Here is a 15514-nt window from a genome sequence, read left to right as displayed (position 1 = left end):
GTGGCGCGGCGTTCGGGGCCGAGGGTGGGCAGGATGATGCCCATCACGTCGTCGTAATGCTGCAGAATTTTCAGCAGCGTCGCATCGAACATGCCGCTGGCGTAGCATTCGGTGGACGACAGAAATTCATACTCGAAGCCAAAGCTGTCGAGGAAGGCGCGCAGGCGGGCGTTGTTGTGCGCGCCAAAGCTGCTGTGCGTGCCGAACGGGTCGCGCACCTGGGTGAGCGGCTTGCCCAGATCTTCGCGCAGCATTTCGGGGTTGGGGATGCCGTCCGGCACCTTGCGCAGCCCGTCCATATCGTCGGAAAAGGCGATGAGGCGCGTCTTCACGCCCGGCACCAGCGCTTCAAAGGCGCGGCGCACCATGGTGGTGCGCACCACTTCGCCAAAAGTGCCGATATGCGGCAGGCCCGACGGGCCATACCCCGTCTCGAAAATCACCGCATGGCCAGCCGGCACGCCGTTCGGATAGCGCGCCAGAACCTTGCGGGCTTCCTCAAAAGGCCAGGCCTTGTTCTCAAGGGCGGCGGCTTGCAGGGTTTCGGTGGTGATGGTCATGGCTTTTGGCTATCGAATGGGTTCGGCCTTCCTCTGGCGACTGAACTTCATGAGTGCAACTGAATCCCGCGACGCAGCACCTCCGCTGGCGATCCCGGCGCTGGTGGCAAGCCACGCCGGCGTGTGGATTGCGGCGCCTGATGGCAGCCTGCGCGGCGTGGGGCGCGGCGAGGCGATGGCCCGCGCCGGGGATTCACCGCACCTGCTGCTGAATGCGCCCGTCACCGCCAGCCGGCTGGGCATTGGCGAACTGTCGGGCCTTGATCTGCTGGAGCTGTTCGCCTTTCTGTTTCCGGCGCGCTTTGCCGTGCCGACCGCGCACGGGCTGGCCACCGCGCTGGGCATCGCGCCGCCCACGGGGGAAAGCGATGCTGCCTTCCTGCAGCTTGCCGCTGGCGCACTGCTGGCGGTGCCGGCGCAGCCCGATTGGCCGGAGCGTCACGGCGCTTGGACCAGCCTGCAGACCTTGTCGCGCCAGCGCTGGGCGTGGGCGCCGCAGCTGGTAAAACTGATCCCCAAGCCGGCGCGGGCCGAACGCCACGTGTTTCAGCTGCTGCCGCGCTGGGAAGAAGCCGCGCCGCGCCCGACCCCGCGTGTGGTGGCGCTGGACCAGGCCGCAGTGGCGGCGGAACTGGCGCGGCTGGTGGGCGCGGGCGCGGAACAGCGCGACGGCCAGCGTGATTATGCCAAGGCTGCCGCTATGGCCTTTGCCCCGCGCGATGCCAGCGGCGCACCGCAGATGATGCTGGCCGAAGCCGGCACGGGGATTGGCAAGACGCTGGGTTACCTCGCGCCGGCCCGGCTGTGGGCGCAGGAGGCCGGGGGCACGGTGTGGGTGGCGACCTTTACCAAGGCGCTGCAGCGCCAGCTGGATGCTGAAACCGCGCGCATCTGGCCCGATCCGGCCGAACGCCGCGCCAAGGTGGTGGTGCGCAAGGGCCGCGAGAATTATCTGTGTCTGCTCAATCTGGAAGACGCGGTGCAGGGCGGTTTCGGCGGGCGCGCGGCGGTGTTTGCCCGGCTGGCCGAACGCTGGGCCGAATATACCCGCGATGGCGACATGGTGGGCGGTGATCTGCCCGGCTGGCTGCCGCCACTGTTTGGCCGCACCAGCTTTGCCGGGCTCACCGATCGGCGCGGCGAGTGCATCTATGCCGCCTGCCCGCATTATCGCAGCTGCTTCATCGAGCGCGCGACACGGGCCAGCGCGAGCGCCGATCTGGTGATCGCCAATCACGCGCTGGTGATGATCAACGCCGCGCGCGGCCGGGCGGAAGGCGCAGGCCTGACGCGCCTGGTGTTCGACGAAGGCCATCACCTGTTTGACGCCGCCGATGGCACCTTTGCCGTGGCGCTTACAGGCCGCGAGGCGGTGGAGTTGAAGAACTGGCTGCTGGGGCCAGAACGCGCAGCGGGGCGGGGCCGGCGACGCGGGCTGGCGGCGCGACTGGCCGATGCCATCAGTTATGATGATGAGGCTGCCCAAGCGGTGGAGCGCATCGCGGCGGCGGCGCGGCAGCTGCCCGGCGAAGGCTGGCTGGGCCGGGTGGGGATGGATGAAGCCGACGGGCCATTGGAAGGCTTGTTCGCCGCCGTGCGCGCGCAGGTGCTGGCGCGGGCGGAGGAGGCCGATCACGGCTATGGCCTTGAAACCGAAGTGGCCGAAGTGCTGCCGCGGCTGGTGGAGGCCGCCGCTGCCGCCAGTGCGGCGCTGGGCGCAATGGTATCGCCCATGGCGCAACTGGAAGGTCGGCTGGCGCTGCTGCTCGATGATCCGCCCGATTGGCTGGATGGCGGGGCGCGGGCGCGGGTGGAAGGTGCGCGCGCCGGGCTGACGCTGCGGGCGCAATTGCTGGGCGCGTGGCAGCAATTGCTGGCGCGGCTGGGCGGGCCGGCCGATCCGGATTTCATCGACTGGCTGGACCTGGCGCGCGCCGAAGGCCGGCTGCTCGATGTTGGCATCCAGCGCCGTTGGCTCGATCCGATGCGGCCCTTTGCCGGCGCGGTGCTGGAACCGGCGCATGGCGTGCTGGTCACATCAGCCACGCTGCGATCGCGGCCTGATGCGCTGGCCGATGATTGGCGCGATGCCGAAACCCGCACTGGCGCTGCCCGGCTGCCGCGCCCATCGCAGCATTTTGCCGCCAGCAGCCCGTTCGATTATGCCGCGCAGGCCCGCGTGCTGATCGTCACTGATGTAAAGCCGCGCGATATCGCCGGGCTGGCCCACGCCTATCGCGCGCTGATCGAAGCGGCGGGCGGCGGCACGCTGGGGCTGTTTACGGCCATTGCCCGGTTGCGTGCCGTCCATGCCCGGCTGGCCGATCCCTTGGCGCGCGTTGGCCTGCCGCTTTATGCCCAGCATGTTGATCCCATCGATACCGCCACTTTGGTCGATATTTTCCGCGCCGAACCTGGGGCATCGCTGCTGGGGACAGATGCGCTGCGCGACGGGGTGGATGTGCCGGGCGAATCGCTGCGCCAGGTCATCATGGAAGGTGTGCCGTGGCCACGCCGCACCGTGCTGCACGCGGCGCGGCGGCTGGCGGGCGGCGGCAACGCCTTTGATGATCGCGTGGTGATGGGCCGGCTGGCGCAGGCGTTTGGCCGGCTGATCCGCCGCGCCGATGATCGCGGCCATTTCGTGCTGCTGGGGCCAGCGGTGCCAAGCCGGCTGCTCGGCGCCTTCCCGCCCGGTGTGCCGATCGAGCGCGTCACACTGGACGAGGCGGTGCGTTTGGTGAAGGCCGGCGTTCCGGCCTCTGGAAACGCGGCCAGCGATGTGCCAAGCCTCGGGGCTACATGAAGACGCTCACCCTCCTGCGCCACGCCAAGTCCGGCTATGACGATCCGCTGCTGCGCGATTTTGATCGTCCGCTCAACGATCGCGGCCGGCGCGCGGCGATGAAGGTGGGGCAGTGGCTGGGTGCTGCCATCCGGCGCGGCGACATGCCGGATTTTGCGTTGGTGTTCGCCAGTCCGGCGGTGCGTGTGCGTCAGACGATCGAGGGGCTGGAAGCCGGCATGAACCGGCCGCTGGCACCGATTTACGAACAGCGCATCTATCTGTCGTCGTCCGCCACACTGATCGAACTGTGCGCCGGTTTTTCCGATGATTTCAGCGATGCCATGCTGGTTGGCCACAATCCGGGGCTGGAAGATCTGTTGCTGGAACTGGTGCCACCCGGCGGGGCGCTGCGGGCCGAGGCTGAACTGAAATACCCGACGGCAACGCTGGCCCGGCTGGATATCGCCATTGATCGCTGGGCCCAGATTGACGGTGGGCGGGCGGAGTTGACCCGCTTCATCCGCCCGCGCGACCTCGATCCCAGCCTGGGGCCGGACGATTAGAGCTTCAATACCGCGCCCAGCCGGCCGCGCACCAGCCACATGATCGCCGCGCCCGCCAACGGGAAGGCGGCGTGCATGACCCAGAAGGCCTGCACGTCCATCGTCTCGTAAAATCGGCCGAGCCAGCCCGACATGGTGCTGCCGATGAACACGCCGAACTGCACGCCGCCCAGCATCACGCCAGTGACGGCCAACGGTGCCGTTCGGGAGAACAGCGCGTCTATCGTGGGCACCAGATAAAGCCAGCCGGTGTTGAGCACGAAGTGGAACACCACTGCCCACAGGATCGGGGTCTGCGCCGCGCCGCTGCCGGCCGCCAGCCATAGGAAGGCGCCGCCCATCAGAGCGAGGCCGATCCCGATCTTGCCGAGCTCCTTGGGCTCGCGGCCCCGCGCCGCCTGCCAGCGCCACAGCGCCAGCACGGGCGGCACGGCGAGGATGGGGGCGAGACTGTCAAACGCCTGCAGCCAGGTCACCGGCACGTCGAAACCCAGCACAATGCGATCAAGATGATCGCGGCCCCACAGCGCATAAACGTTCCACACCTGGCTTTGCGCCAACCAGAACAGGCTGGTGAACAGCATCACCACCAGCAGCGCTGCGATGGTGCGGCCGTCGCCAGGCTGCAGCCTGGCGCTGCGGCGGGCTTCGGGCGGCGTATCGGGCGGCATCAGCCCGTTGCCGATCACCAGCGTGATCGCGGCCAGCGCCATGCAACCGCTGGCCGCGGCAAAGCCCCATTGCCAGTTCACCCGCTCGCCGAGCGCACCGATCAGCAGCGGGCCGAGGAAGGCACCGGTGTTGAGCCCGAGCGCCAGAATGGAAAAAGCGGCATCACGCCGGCCATCGTTGCGGGCATAAAGATGCCCGGTCTGGGCCTTCAGGTTGCAGCGCAGCGCGCCGGCGCCGAACGCTGAAACCATCAGGCCGGGCAGGAAGGTCGCCGGCATGATCACCATCACCAGGCCCGCCGTCGCCACCGCCGCGCCGATGATGCAGGCCAGCCGTGGCCCCCAGAAACGATCGCCCAGCCAGCCGCCGAGCAGCGGTGTCAGGAAAAACAGGCCAAGATAAAGCCCCATCGTCTGGGTGGCGAGCGCCTGCAGGCTCATCGGCCCGAACACGCCTTCCAGCAGGCCGCGCCACGCCGCAAAGCCGCCAACGCTGGCCAGTTCTGCCGGCGTGAACAGGAAGTTGGCCATATACAGGATCAGCAACGCCTGCACGCCATAGACGCCGGCCGCCTGCACCGCTTCGGCCACGGTGACGATGGCCAGCCCGACCGGATGGCCGGCCCAATCCCTTCCAATTGCGCGCTGTTTCCCCATGGCTGCACCGTGGCGGGCCTGCAGGCAACGTGCAAGGGCAGGCTTGACGATTACGATTGTAGTCGACACACTGCAGCTCAAACTTGGGAGACCGACATGCGCCTTGCCTTGACCGCCCTGCTGATGGTAGCGGCCACCACGCAGGCGCCTGCCGCTGCCAGCGCGCAGACCACCGCCCCGGTGCCGGCTGCCGAGCGGCGCGCGGCCGTACTCGCGTTCCTGCAGGCGCGGATGGCGAAGGATCAGATCCCCGGCTTGCAGATTGCTGTGGTGCAGGGTGGCCGCATCGTGCTGAATGAAGCGCTGGGCATGGCCAATCTCGAAAACGGCATCAAGGTCACGCCGGGCAGCCGCTTCTCGATCAATTCGGCCACCAAAAGCTTCACGGGCGTCGCTGCGATGCAGCTTGTGGAGGCCGGCAAACTTGACCTCGATGCGCCGATCAGCCGCTATCTGGCCGATCTTCCTGCAGCGTGGCAGCCGATTCCGGTGCGACATCTTCTGTCACACCAGTCCGGCTTGCCCGACATCGTCGATGGCCAGGGCGTCATCGGCAGCACCGAAGCCGAGGCCTGGGCCGCAGTTACTGCAAAGCAGATGGACGCGCCGGATGGCAGCCGCTTTGCCTATAATCAAACCAATTATGCGCTGCTGGGCCGCATCATCAGCCAGCAGGCCGGTACCGGTTTCGCCGACTTTTTCCAGCAGCGCCAGTTCGCGCCCGCCGGCATGGGCCGCACCCTGCTGGGCGATAGCAACGACATCATCCCGGGTCGGGCGCCGTCCTACAGCTTCTATCGCAGCCTGCGCGGCGGCACCGAGATCAAGGGCACTGTGCTCGGCCATTGGCGCGACGAATTTCCGCCCTTCATGCGCACCGGCGCCGGCATCGTTACCACCGCCACCGACATGGCCAACTGGCTGGTAGCGCTGGATCAAGGGCGGCTGATGAAGCCTGAAACTCGCACGCGCATGTGGCAGCGCGACACCCTGAAGGATGGCAAGCCCGGTGAATGGGCGATGGGCTGGCCGGTGCTGGAAAGCCGTGGCCGCCGCATCGTGGCCGGTATCGGCGGCGCGCGCTCGGCTTTCTACATCTATCCGGATCAGGGCCTGTCGATCGTGGTGCTCACCAATCTCGCCGCTGCCAATCCGCAGCGCTTTATCGACGATGTGGCACAGATTTACCTGGGTTCACCCTGAGCTTCGCGCTGAGCCCTTTCGGCGCGCTTGCGGTCTTTCTCGGCCTGTTCCTCGGCTTTGCGGGCGGCGCGGCCGCGCTTGATGTCGGACTCTTCCTGGCTTTCGGTGGCGGTGTCGTAGATCGCTTCACCGGCCTTGATCGGCGCGGTGATGATGGTCTTTGCGGCACTCACCAGACAGCCGCCGAGCAGCAGTGGCAGGGGAAGCAGAAGAAACGAGCGCATCAACATGTCGATGACCTATCATGGCAATGCTGACTCTTTGATGAAGGACGATCAGGCCAAAGCCGTGGGCGGCAGCGCCAGCAGCTTCGGAATCGCCGCCTTGAACGGGAAGAAGCCCTTCCTTGCGTGCGGCCAGGCCACATCATCCCACGCCCGCCGCAACCGCACCAGTTGCACGCCATCCGCCGCCAGCGCGGGGGCCAGCACGTCGAGCCTGTCCTTCACCGGGCCGAGCGGGGCATCGGCGGTGATGATCTGGGTGAGGCGATGGCGGGCAGCCCAGTCGCGCATGGTGTCAACGCCGAAGGTTGCGTCCACCCGCTCTGGTTCCAGCCCCAGCCGCGTGGCGGCGCGGTCAAGCCCGTCCGCCAGCATCGCCATGGCAACCTGGTGCTTCAGCGGCGCGGGGGTGCCGCCGATATCGGGGGTGGCGGCCAGCGCCACGATGGTGCCGGGCAGGGCCAAAGTTTCAAGGCTGGTGTCTTCCGTGGTGACGAACAGCCCGGTGCGCGCGGTGGGATCGGCGCGCTGTACACGCGCCACCGGGCTGGCTTGCGGCACATCGTCGGCTGGCCACGGCGGCGCTTCGCTGGCCAGTTTGGCATCAACACGGAAGCGCCCGCCTGAAAGATCACGGATCAGATCGGCGCGGGCAAGATAAGTCTTGCCGGGGGTTTGCAGGCCCACCACCCAGCGCCAACCCAATGTGTTGCTGGCCGGGCAGGCATCGAGCAGATGCTTGTAAAAAAACGCTGCGCCCAGCTGCCATGGCAGCCGCAGCGTGAAGCACCAGATGCTGGCAAAGCTCATCCGCACATGATTGTGCAGCCAGCCGGTATCGACCAGCTCGTGCACCCAGGCATCGAAACAATCGATGCCGGTGTTGCCGGTGAGCGCCAGTTCATAGCGGCGCTGCCACTTGCCGTCCTCGGCCAGCATCGCCTCCATGCGCACCACATCAGCCTGCCAGCGCGTCCAGATTTCCGGGCGCTGCTGCAGCCAGCCGACCCAGTAGGTGCGCCAGCAGACTTCCTGGACGAATTTTTCGGCACCGGTGTAGCCGTGGGCGGCGATCGCGGCGGCGGCGATTTCCTGTTCGGTCACCAACCGGCGGCGGATGGCGGGGGAGAGCAGCGACGTGGTGGCGCGCCCGTCCGGCCCGCCATCATGGTTGCGCCGTGCAGCATAGGCGCGGCCGGCCAGCGGAGTGAATTCTGTGACGCGGGCAAGCGCTGCGTCGCGGGTAAGGGGAAAGCGTGTATGCATAAGCGCGAGATAGCGGGCTGCGGTGCAGCGCGGCAGGCGTAGCGGTGTCGCGGGGTGGGATGTGCGCTGAAGCGTAGGATTTTCGCTGCTTTTGCCGCTCAGCCCTCTGCTGCAATGTTGGCAGGCGTTTGCTGCCGCTGGCTTTCCAGATAGACCGACATGCTCAACCACCCAACAGCGATACCAAGCAACATCGTGGCCATCCCCATATCACGCTTGCTGCGCTGCAAGCAGGGCTGCCGCTTGCTCAGGCTGTCGATCATCTTCTGGTTGCCGCCTATGGCGGTAAAAGCCGCGCCGGCAAACAACACAACAGAAAGCCACACAACGGGCGGTGCGTCACGCAACGTGCTGCCAATCAAGGTGACCGCCAAGCCGGTGCCGGCGATGCCGACGTTGGCGATCTGATCGAACATCTTTGATTTCAATTCATACGGCAAATCGGCCGACACCTCATCGGTCCGGTCGGCAAACTCTGCGTCATTGGCAACGCGCAGTTGTCGGAGGGAAAATCGGCCCAATGCTGGCTCCTGAACGAAACGCTGCTCTCGCCTCAGACGGTGAAGCTTTCCCCGCAACCGCACGAACCCTTGGCATTGGGATTGTTGAACACGAAACCGGCGGTGAAATCATCCTCACGCCAGTCCATGATGCTGCCGATCAGATACATCAGGCTGCCGCCGTCGACGAACAGCGTCCCGCCAGCGGTGTCGATGCGCTCGTCGCCGGGTTTGGCGGCGGTGACATAGGCCAGATCATAGGCAAGGCCCGAACAACCGCGGCGCGGGGTGGACAGGCGCACGCCAACGGCATCGGCGGGCGCTGCAGACAGGATGGCAGCGATGCGGTTGGATGCGCCTTCGGTCACGGTCAGCGGGGCGGGGCGAGGGCGGCGGGCTGCAGAAGCGGTCGCGCTGACGCGCTCGGGGGTGGTCGTCTGTTCCATCACAACATTCCCATTTCAAGCCGGGCTTCGTCGCTCATCTTGCCGGGGTCCCACGCCGGGTCCCACACCAGATTGACGTCGGCAGACTGAATGCCGGGCACGGCGCAGACGCGGATTTCGACTTCGCCGGGCATCGATTCGGCTACCGGGCAGAGCGCGGTGGTCAACGTCATCGTGATGGTGGCGTGGCCGTTATCGACTTCAACCCCGTAAATCAGGCCAAGATCATAGATGTTCACCGGGATTTCCGGATCGTGGATCTGGCGCAGGGCGGCGACCACTTCATCGACGATGTCGCTGCTGGCATCGGTCACCGGCTCGGGCTTGGCCTTGAGGAAGCCATCAAGATAGTCGGGCTTGTGGTCTGCAGCCTGCGCTTCGGCCAGTGCACGCAGCGGCGGCGCTTTCGCCACCAGCTTGGCTTCGCCCACTTCTTCGACTTCAAACGCGCGTTCGGTCATGATTTCACCCCAAAAATACGGGAAACACGGGCAAGGCCATCCACCAGCCGATCGACATCGCGCGGGCTGGAATAAAGGCCGAAACTGGCACGGGCGGTAGCCGGCACGCCAAGCAGGTTCATCAACGGCTGGGCGCAATGATGCCCGGCGCGGATGGCCACACCCGCTTCATCCAATATGGTGCCGATGTCGTGCGGATGCACCCCCTGCATGGTGAAACTCAGGATACCGGCACTGTCTTCCGGGCCCCACAGTTGGATGCTGTTCAGGCCGGAGAGGGCTTCGCGCGCCTGTTTGACCAGCGCCGATTCATGAACGTGGATGCGGTCGATGCCGATGCCTTCCACATAGTCGATGGCGGCGGCCAGCCCGATGACGCCTTCGATGTGCGGCGTGCCGGCTTCGAAGCGGCCGGGCGGCGGGGCATAGGTCGTCTTTTCGAAGGTCACCGTTTCGATCATGGCGCCGCCGCCCTGCCATGGCGGCATGGAATCGAGGATTTCGGCGCGGGCCCACAACACGCCGATGCCGGTCGGGCCATAAAGCTTGTGGCCGGACAGCACATAGAAATCGCAATCCAGCGCCGCCATGTCGAGCGCGAGGCGCGGTGCGGACTGGCAGCCATCGACCATCACCAGCGCGCCTGCGGCATGGGCGGCATCGGCGATACGGCGCACATCGGCGACCCCGCCAAGGACGTTCGACACATGCGCGATGCTGACCAGCTTCGTTTCGGCGCGGATCATCGCGATGAGCGCATCTTCGTCGATGCAGCCATCATCGGTGAGCGGGGCGACGTCGAGCACGGCGCCGCTGCGTTCGCACAGCATCTGCCACGGCACGATATTGCTGTGATGTTCGAGCGCGGAAATCAGGATGCGGTCGCCGGCCTTCAGGCGCTGGCCCCAGCTTTGCGCGACCAGGTTGATGCCTTCGGTGGCGCCGCGCACGAACACCACTTCATCCGGGGAATGCGCGCCGATGAAGCGGGCCACGGTGGCGCGGGCTTCTTCAAAGCGCAGCGTCATGGTGGCAGAGCGTTCGTACACGCCGCGATGCACGGTGGCATAGTCCGGGCCATAAACCCGGGCGATGGCGTCGATCACCGCTTGCGGCTTCTGCGACGTCGCCGCCGTATCAAGATAGGCCCAATCGCCGGCGAGGCCGGGGAAATCGCCCTTCAGATCGAGCAATGCAGGCGCGGTCGCCACGGTCACGACATGGTCTCCATCAGCGCGCTGATCTCGGCTTCCAGCGTCTCGGTGGTGGCTTCGTCCAGCCCTTCCAGCGCGTCCGACAAGAAGGCGCGGGTCAGCAGGGCGCGGGCCTGCACCGGCGGCACCCCGCGGCTGTTCATGTAGAAAAGCGCGTTCTTATCAATTTCACCGATGGCGGCACCGTGGGCGCACTTCACATCGTCGGCAAAGATCTCCAGCTCGGGCTTGGCGTTGGCGGTGGCGCCTCTGTTCAGCAGCAGCGCCTTGAACGACTGGCTGGCATCGGTCTTCTGGCCTTCGCGCGCCACGGCGACCTGGCCCAGATAGGATGTGGTGGCCGTGCCGCCGGCCACCGCGCGCACGATCTGGCGGCTGGTGGCGCCCGGGCCGACATGGCGCACGGTGGTGACCAGTTCGATGGTCTGTTCGCCCTGGCCGATCAGGATCGCGCCAAGCTGGAAATCAGCGCCATCGTGCAGCGTCACGTCGAGCGCGATGCGGCCATAGGCGCGGCCTGAATCAAGAATGGTCAGCCGGCAGGCAGCGCCGGCACCGATGCTGATGGCAAGGTGGCGGATGCCCTCGGCGCTGGCACGAATGATATCGGCATGGGTTTCGCCGGCCGGGACCACGACCGGCTCAACCGCGACCGGCCAGTGACGGGCGACGGCGTCCAGCTTGCTGTAGCGCCAGGCTTCGTCCTTGCGGGTGGGCAGCGCGCTCATGCCGCGATGGCGGAATAGCCTTCCGCCTCCAGCTTGTGCGCCAGTTCCGCGCCGCCCGAATGCACGATGCGGCCATCCATCAGCACGTGGATATGATCGGGCACCACATAATCGAGCAGGCGCTGATAATGGGTGATCAGCAGCGTCGCCCGCTCCGGCCCACGCATGCTGTTGATGCCGTCCGAAACCACGCGCAGTGCGTCAATGTCGAGGCCGGAATCCGTTTCGTCGAGCACGGCGAGGAACGGCTGCAGGATGTGCATCTGCACCATTTCGTTGCGCTTCTTTTCGCCGCCCGAAAAACCCTGGTTCACCGCGCGCTTCATCATGTCGAAGGGCAGGCCGAGCTTTTCAGCCGCCGCCTTGGCGATTTTCATGAATTCCGCGCCCGACAGTTCGGCCTCGCCGCGCAGGGTGCGCTGGGCGTTCAAGGCGGTGCGCAGGAACAGCAAGTTCGACACGCCGGGGATTTCCACCGGATATTGCAGGCCCAAAAAGAGCCCGGCGGTGGCGCGCTCGTGCGGGGCCTTGGCCAGCAGATCTTCGCCGCGGAAGGTCACGCTGCCGCCGGTCACTTCATAGCCGGCGCGGCCGGCCAGCACGTAGGACAGCGTGGATTTGCCCGAGCCATTGGGGCCCATGATGGCATGCACTTCGCCGGAATTCACGGTCAGCGTCAGGCCCTTCAGGATGGTCTTACCATCAATTTCGGCGGTGAGATTGTCGATCACGAGCATTTTGGGGGCAGTCCTTAACGGGTCTGGTTCTGGCGCTTGACGATGGTGACCACCGCCTGTTCGCGCAGTTCTTTTTCAATCACACCAACGCTGGCTTCGGCGACAATTTCGGCCTGCTGCGGCGTATGATTGGGGTGGCCGAGACGATCAAACGAGGCGACCTTGAGCGTAAGGGCATTGCGGATCGGCCTGCAGGCCTTCACCGCTTCGATGGCGATGCTGCCGGCGGGATCGGTCGCCACATCGGCAGCGGCGATCTTGCCATCGACGCATTTTCCGTAATCGGCGGTCAGCGTGTCCAGCTCGGTGCGCAGTTGCTGGCCTTTGGGATCGGCACGCGGCGCCGCCGCATCGCAGGCGGCGAGACTGAGCAGCAAGATGGCAATTGCCAACCTCATCCCACGCTGCCTTCCAGGCTGATGCCAAGCAGTTTCTGCGCTTCGACTGCGAATTCCATCGGCAATTGCTGCAGCACTTCGCGGCAGAAACCGTTGACGATCAGGCTGACGGCGGCTTCCGCGTCCAGCCCGCGCGACTGGGCATAAAACAGCTGGTCGTCGCTGATCTTGGAGGTGGTGGCTTCATGCTCGATGGTGGCGCTGGGGTTGCGCACTTCGATATAGGGCACGGTGTGGGCGCCGCACTGGCTGCCCAGCAGCAGCGAATCGCACTGGGTGTGGTTGCGCGCGCCTTCCGCTGATGCGGCCACGCGCACCAGGCCGCGATAGGTGCCGCTCGACCGGCCAGCGCTGATGCCCTTCGATACGATGGTAGAGGTGGTGTTCTTGCCCAGATGGATCATCTTGGTGCCGGTATCGGCCTGTTGGCGATTGTTGGTCACGGCCACCGAATAGAATTCACCGACCGAGCCGTCGCCCGACAGCACGCAGCTGGGATATTTCCAGGTGATGGCGCTGCCGGTTTCCACCTGCGTCCAGCTCACCTTGCTGTTCTTGCCCAGGCAGTTGGCGCGCTTGGTGACGAAATTATAGATGCCGCCCTTGCCTTCGGCGTCGCCGGGATACCAGTTCTGCACGGTGGAATATTTGATTTCGGCATCATCCAGCGCGACCAGTTCGACCACGGCGGCGTGCAGCTGGTGTTCATCGCGCATCGGGGCGGTGCAGCCTTCGAGGTACGAGACATAGCTGCCCTTGTCGGCGATGATCAGCGTGCGTTCAAACTGCCCGGTGTTGGCGGCGTTGATGCGGAAATAGGTGCTCAATTCCATCGGGCAGCGCACGCCTTCCGGGATGTAGACGAAGGTGCCATCGGAAAAGACGGCGCAGTTCAGGCAGGCAAAATAATTGTCCGTCACCGGCACGACGCTGCCCAGCCACTTCTTCACCAGATCGGGAAATTCCTTCACCGCCTCGCTGATCGAACGGAAGATGACCCCGGCCCTTTCCAGTTCGGCCCGGAAGGTGGTGGCGACGGACACGCTGTCGAACACGGCGTCCACCGCGATCCGGCGCGAGCCTTCAACGCCGGCGAGCATCTTTTGCTCCTCGATCGGGATGCCGAGCTTTTCATAGGTGCGGCGGATTTCAGGATCGAGCTCGTCCAAGGATGCCAGAGTCGGCTTGGGCTTGGGCGCGGCGTAATAATAAGCGTCCTGGTAATCGATCGGCGCGATATCGAGCTTGGCCCAATCCGGGCTTTCCATCTTTTCCCACTTGGCAAAGGCCTTCAGCCGCCAGTCGAGCAGCCATTCCGGCTCGCCCTTCTTGGCAGAGATGTAGCGGACGGTATCGGTGGTCAGGCCCTTTGGGGCCATTTCCGATTCAACGTCGGTGGAAAAACCCCATTTGTAGGTGGCGAGATCGGCCACCGCCGCACGCGCTTCTGCATCCTGGATGGGGGCATCCTGAACAGGGCTATGCGCCACGGCAGTGGCTATCACGTCTTCGGACATCATCGTCTCTTTCAGTCGTTCAATCGACCAGCGCCAGGGCCGGCGCGGTCACTGATGCCGCCGCTGCCGCCGGCCGCACCAGATCAGCCAGTGTCACAGCGGCAAGGGCGCTGCGCACGGCCTGGTTGATCGGGCCCCAATGGCCCCGGACTGCGCAATGGCCTTCCATCGCGCAGTCGGTCACGTCGTTGCCGGCGCAGCTGGTCAGCGCAATCGGGCCATCCACGGCCTCCACGATATGCGCCACGCTGATGCTGGCGGGTTCGCGGGACAAGGCAAAGCCGCCGGCCACGCCGCGTGACGCGGTCAGCAGGCCGGCGCGGGCCAGCGTGCCCATCAACTTGGCCACGGTGGGCGCCGGGATCGCCGTCAATTCCGCCACGCGCGCTGCCGACAGCTTCACACCGGGCTCGCGCGCCGCTGCGGCCATCACGACGACTGCATAATCAGCAAGGTTGGTAAGACGAATCAAGCGCCGGTTCCCGAAGCGTCCGCAAAGTGGACAAATCTGGTCTTCTTATGCGGGTCGGGCCGAATGGTGTCAAGTTTTGCGCCGCTTTGAACTCAGGCGATCCGCACCAGGCTGGGCAGGCCGGGCAGTTGCCGGCGTTGGGTCATGGTGAGCAGGGTGAGCGGCGCAAGCTGGGCCTGGAAGCGCGCCGGCGTGAGACCGGTGAAAGTCCGGAATTCACGGATGAAATGCGCCTGATCATAAAAGGCATCACCGGCCGCATCCGACCAGTTCTGCGCTTCGCCCAGACCCATCCGCACCGCGGCACTCAGCGCCCGATATTTGCGCGACAGCAGCTTGGGCGATGCGCCATAAAGCCGGTGAGTGAGCCGCTCTACCGAGCGTGATGACATGCCCGATGCCGCCACCAGCGTATCCACCTGCGGATTGGGGCTGGCGGTCAACCATTCATCGGTCAGCCGGGTGAACCAGCTGGCGGCATGGCGGTTCGCGGCCAGTCGCGTCTGCAGGAAATCGGTGACCACGCGGCAGCGGCTGTTGTTGGTGGTTTCGCTGGCCAGCGCGTCCATCAGGCTTGTCACCAGCGCCGGCGGCAACACGCTGCCCAGGTCGGTGGCGTTGTCAGCCAGTTCGTCAGCCGAAATCCCGATCAACTCGGCCCAGCCCAGGGGCAGCAGGCCAACGCCAAACAGCCGCAGCCGCGTGTCGGCCGCGTAATGGGTGGGCGCGGTGGTCGGCCCTTGCAGGATGGCCCCGCCGCTTTCCCATTGTTTTCCCGAACCGTAGTTGGTGCGTCCGACGCCATCCAGCAGCAGCCGAATCTGGCCCAATTCGGCGCGCATCAGATCGGTAAAGCCCGGCGCAGCGGTTTCGAACCAATAAAGCGACGACACGTGCAGTCGCAACGCCACGGGCGGCTCGAAATACTGGATCGAAATCATGGCCTGCCCTCCCCGGCTGGTCACGCCTTGCCCGCTGCGGCTCTGTCGCCTGTAGCCCCGTATGCATTGCAACATTGTTACAGTGCCAGAAAACAACCACTTTGGCAAAGCGCCCCAAAAAAAGCGGCCCGGACAGCAGAGCCATCCGGGCCGTTCAAGTTCGGGAAT

General features: G+C 65.6%; 16 protein-coding genes and 1 pseudogene. 3 read left to right on the top strand and 14 right to left on the bottom strand.

Translation table 11 applies throughout. From position 1 onward, the window contains the following. Positions 1-560, bottom strand: a pseudogene (gene lysK / locus RMO81_RS00625) (lysine--tRNA ligase); the annotation flags it as partial. 49 nt (positions 561-609) lie between these two features. Here lysK and RMO81_RS00620 point away from each other — a divergent pair. Continuing rightward, a complete protein-coding gene (locus RMO81_RS00620; protein ID WP_310473788.1) occupies positions 610-3366 on the top strand; it encodes an ATP-dependent DNA helicase in 2757 nt (918 codons plus the stop codon). Next, complete coding sequence (locus RMO81_RS00615) at positions 3363-3911, top strand: histidine phosphatase family protein (RefSeq protein ID WP_310473787.1); 549 nt, start codon at positions 3363-3365, stop codon at positions 3909-3911. The genes RMO81_RS00620 and RMO81_RS00615 overlap by 4 nt, the downstream gene beginning before the upstream one ends. Here RMO81_RS00615 and RMO81_RS00610 read toward each other — a convergent pair. Further along, positions 3908-5239: an MFS transporter gene (locus RMO81_RS00610; RefSeq protein ID WP_310473786.1), complete on the bottom strand. Its 1332-nt coding sequence runs from the start codon at positions 5237-5239 to the stop codon at positions 3908-3910. The genes RMO81_RS00615 and RMO81_RS00610 overlap by 4 nt on opposite strands. Positions 5240-5335: 96 nt before the next feature. Here RMO81_RS00610 and RMO81_RS00605 point away from each other — a divergent pair, with 96 nt between their 5' ends. Further along, complete coding sequence (locus RMO81_RS00605; RefSeq protein WP_310473785.1) at positions 5336-6442, top strand: serine hydrolase domain-containing protein; 1107 nt, start codon at positions 5336-5338, stop codon at positions 6440-6442. On the opposite strand, the gene RMO81_RS00600 is transcribed toward RMO81_RS00605, so the two are convergent. The 12 genes from RMO81_RS00600 to RMO81_RS00545 form a co-directional block, all read right to left on the bottom strand. Further along, on the bottom strand, positions 6424-6672 hold the full coding sequence (locus RMO81_RS00600) for a hypothetical protein (protein ID WP_310473784.1): 249 nt from the start codon (positions 6670-6672) through the stop codon (positions 6424-6426). The two genes, RMO81_RS00605 and RMO81_RS00600, sit on opposite strands and share 19 nt — an antisense overlap. Before the next feature lie 45 nt (positions 6673-6717). Then, complete coding sequence (locus tag RMO81_RS00595) at positions 6718-7932, bottom strand: FAD-binding domain-containing protein (protein WP_310473783.1); 1215 nt, start codon at positions 7930-7932, stop codon at positions 6718-6720. Between the two features lie 98 nt (positions 7933-8030). Beyond that, on the bottom strand, positions 8031-8348 hold the full coding sequence (locus RMO81_RS00590; protein ID WP_310473782.1) for a hypothetical protein: 318 nt from the start codon (positions 8346-8348) through the stop codon (positions 8031-8033). Between the two features lie 137 nt (positions 8349-8485). Next, the gene (locus tag RMO81_RS00585; RefSeq protein WP_310473781.1) at positions 8486-8878 is read right to left on the bottom strand and encodes an iron-sulfur cluster assembly accessory protein; all 393 of its coding nucleotides are present in this window, start codon (positions 8876-8878) and stop codon (positions 8486-8488) included. Further along, a complete protein-coding gene (locus RMO81_RS00580; protein WP_409049564.1) occupies positions 8878-9342 on the bottom strand; it encodes an iron-sulfur cluster assembly protein in 465 nt (154 codons plus the stop codon). Before RMO81_RS00580 ends, RMO81_RS00585 begins: the two co-directional genes overlap by 1 nt. Then, positions 9336-10556 carry a cysteine desulfurase gene (locus tag RMO81_RS00575; protein WP_310473779.1) on the bottom strand — a complete coding sequence of 407 codons (1221 nt, stop codon included), beginning with the start codon at positions 10554-10556 and terminating at the stop codon, positions 9336-9338. Before RMO81_RS00575 ends, RMO81_RS00580 begins: the two co-directional genes overlap by 7 nt. Beyond that, positions 10553-11281, bottom strand: a complete 729-nt coding sequence (locus RMO81_RS00570) for a SufD family Fe-S cluster assembly protein (protein WP_310473778.1) — start codon at positions 11279-11281, stop codon at positions 10553-10555. Before RMO81_RS00570 ends, RMO81_RS00575 begins: the two co-directional genes overlap by 4 nt. Beyond that, positions 11278-12018 (bottom strand): Fe-S cluster assembly ATPase SufC, encoded by a 741-nt coding sequence (sufC, locus tag RMO81_RS00565; protein ID WP_310473777.1) that lies wholly within the window; start codon positions 12016-12018, stop codon positions 11278-11280. Before sufC ends, RMO81_RS00570 begins: the two co-directional genes overlap by 4 nt. 14 nt (positions 12019-12032) lie before the next feature. Further along, entirely contained in the window at positions 12033-12416 is a 384-nt protein-coding gene (locus RMO81_RS00560; protein WP_310473776.1) for a hypothetical protein, read from the bottom strand. After that, a complete protein-coding gene (gene sufB / locus RMO81_RS00555) occupies positions 12413-13933 on the bottom strand; it encodes a Fe-S cluster assembly protein SufB (RefSeq protein ID WP_310473789.1) in 1521 nt (506 codons plus the stop codon). The genes RMO81_RS00560 and sufB overlap by 4 nt, the downstream gene beginning before the upstream one ends. Before the next feature lie 19 nt (positions 13934-13952). Beyond that, positions 13953-14405 carry an SUF system Fe-S cluster assembly regulator gene (locus RMO81_RS00550; RefSeq protein WP_310473775.1) on the bottom strand — a complete coding sequence of 151 codons (453 nt, stop codon included), beginning with the start codon at positions 14403-14405 and terminating at the stop codon, positions 13953-13955. Between the two features lie 92 nt (positions 14406-14497). After that, positions 14498-15346 (bottom strand): AraC family transcriptional regulator, encoded by an 849-nt coding sequence (locus RMO81_RS00545; protein WP_310473774.1) that lies wholly within the window; start codon positions 15344-15346, stop codon positions 14498-14500. Positions 15347-15514: the final 168 nt, after the last annotated feature.

The organism is Sandarakinorhabdus sp. (assembly GCF_031422795.1).
Classification (GTDB): Bacteria; Pseudomonadota; Alphaproteobacteria; order Sphingomonadales; family Sphingomonadaceae; genus Sandarakinorhabdus.
Note: the sequence above shows the minus strand (reverse complement) of the source record. Positions and strands in the feature narration are given on the sequence as shown.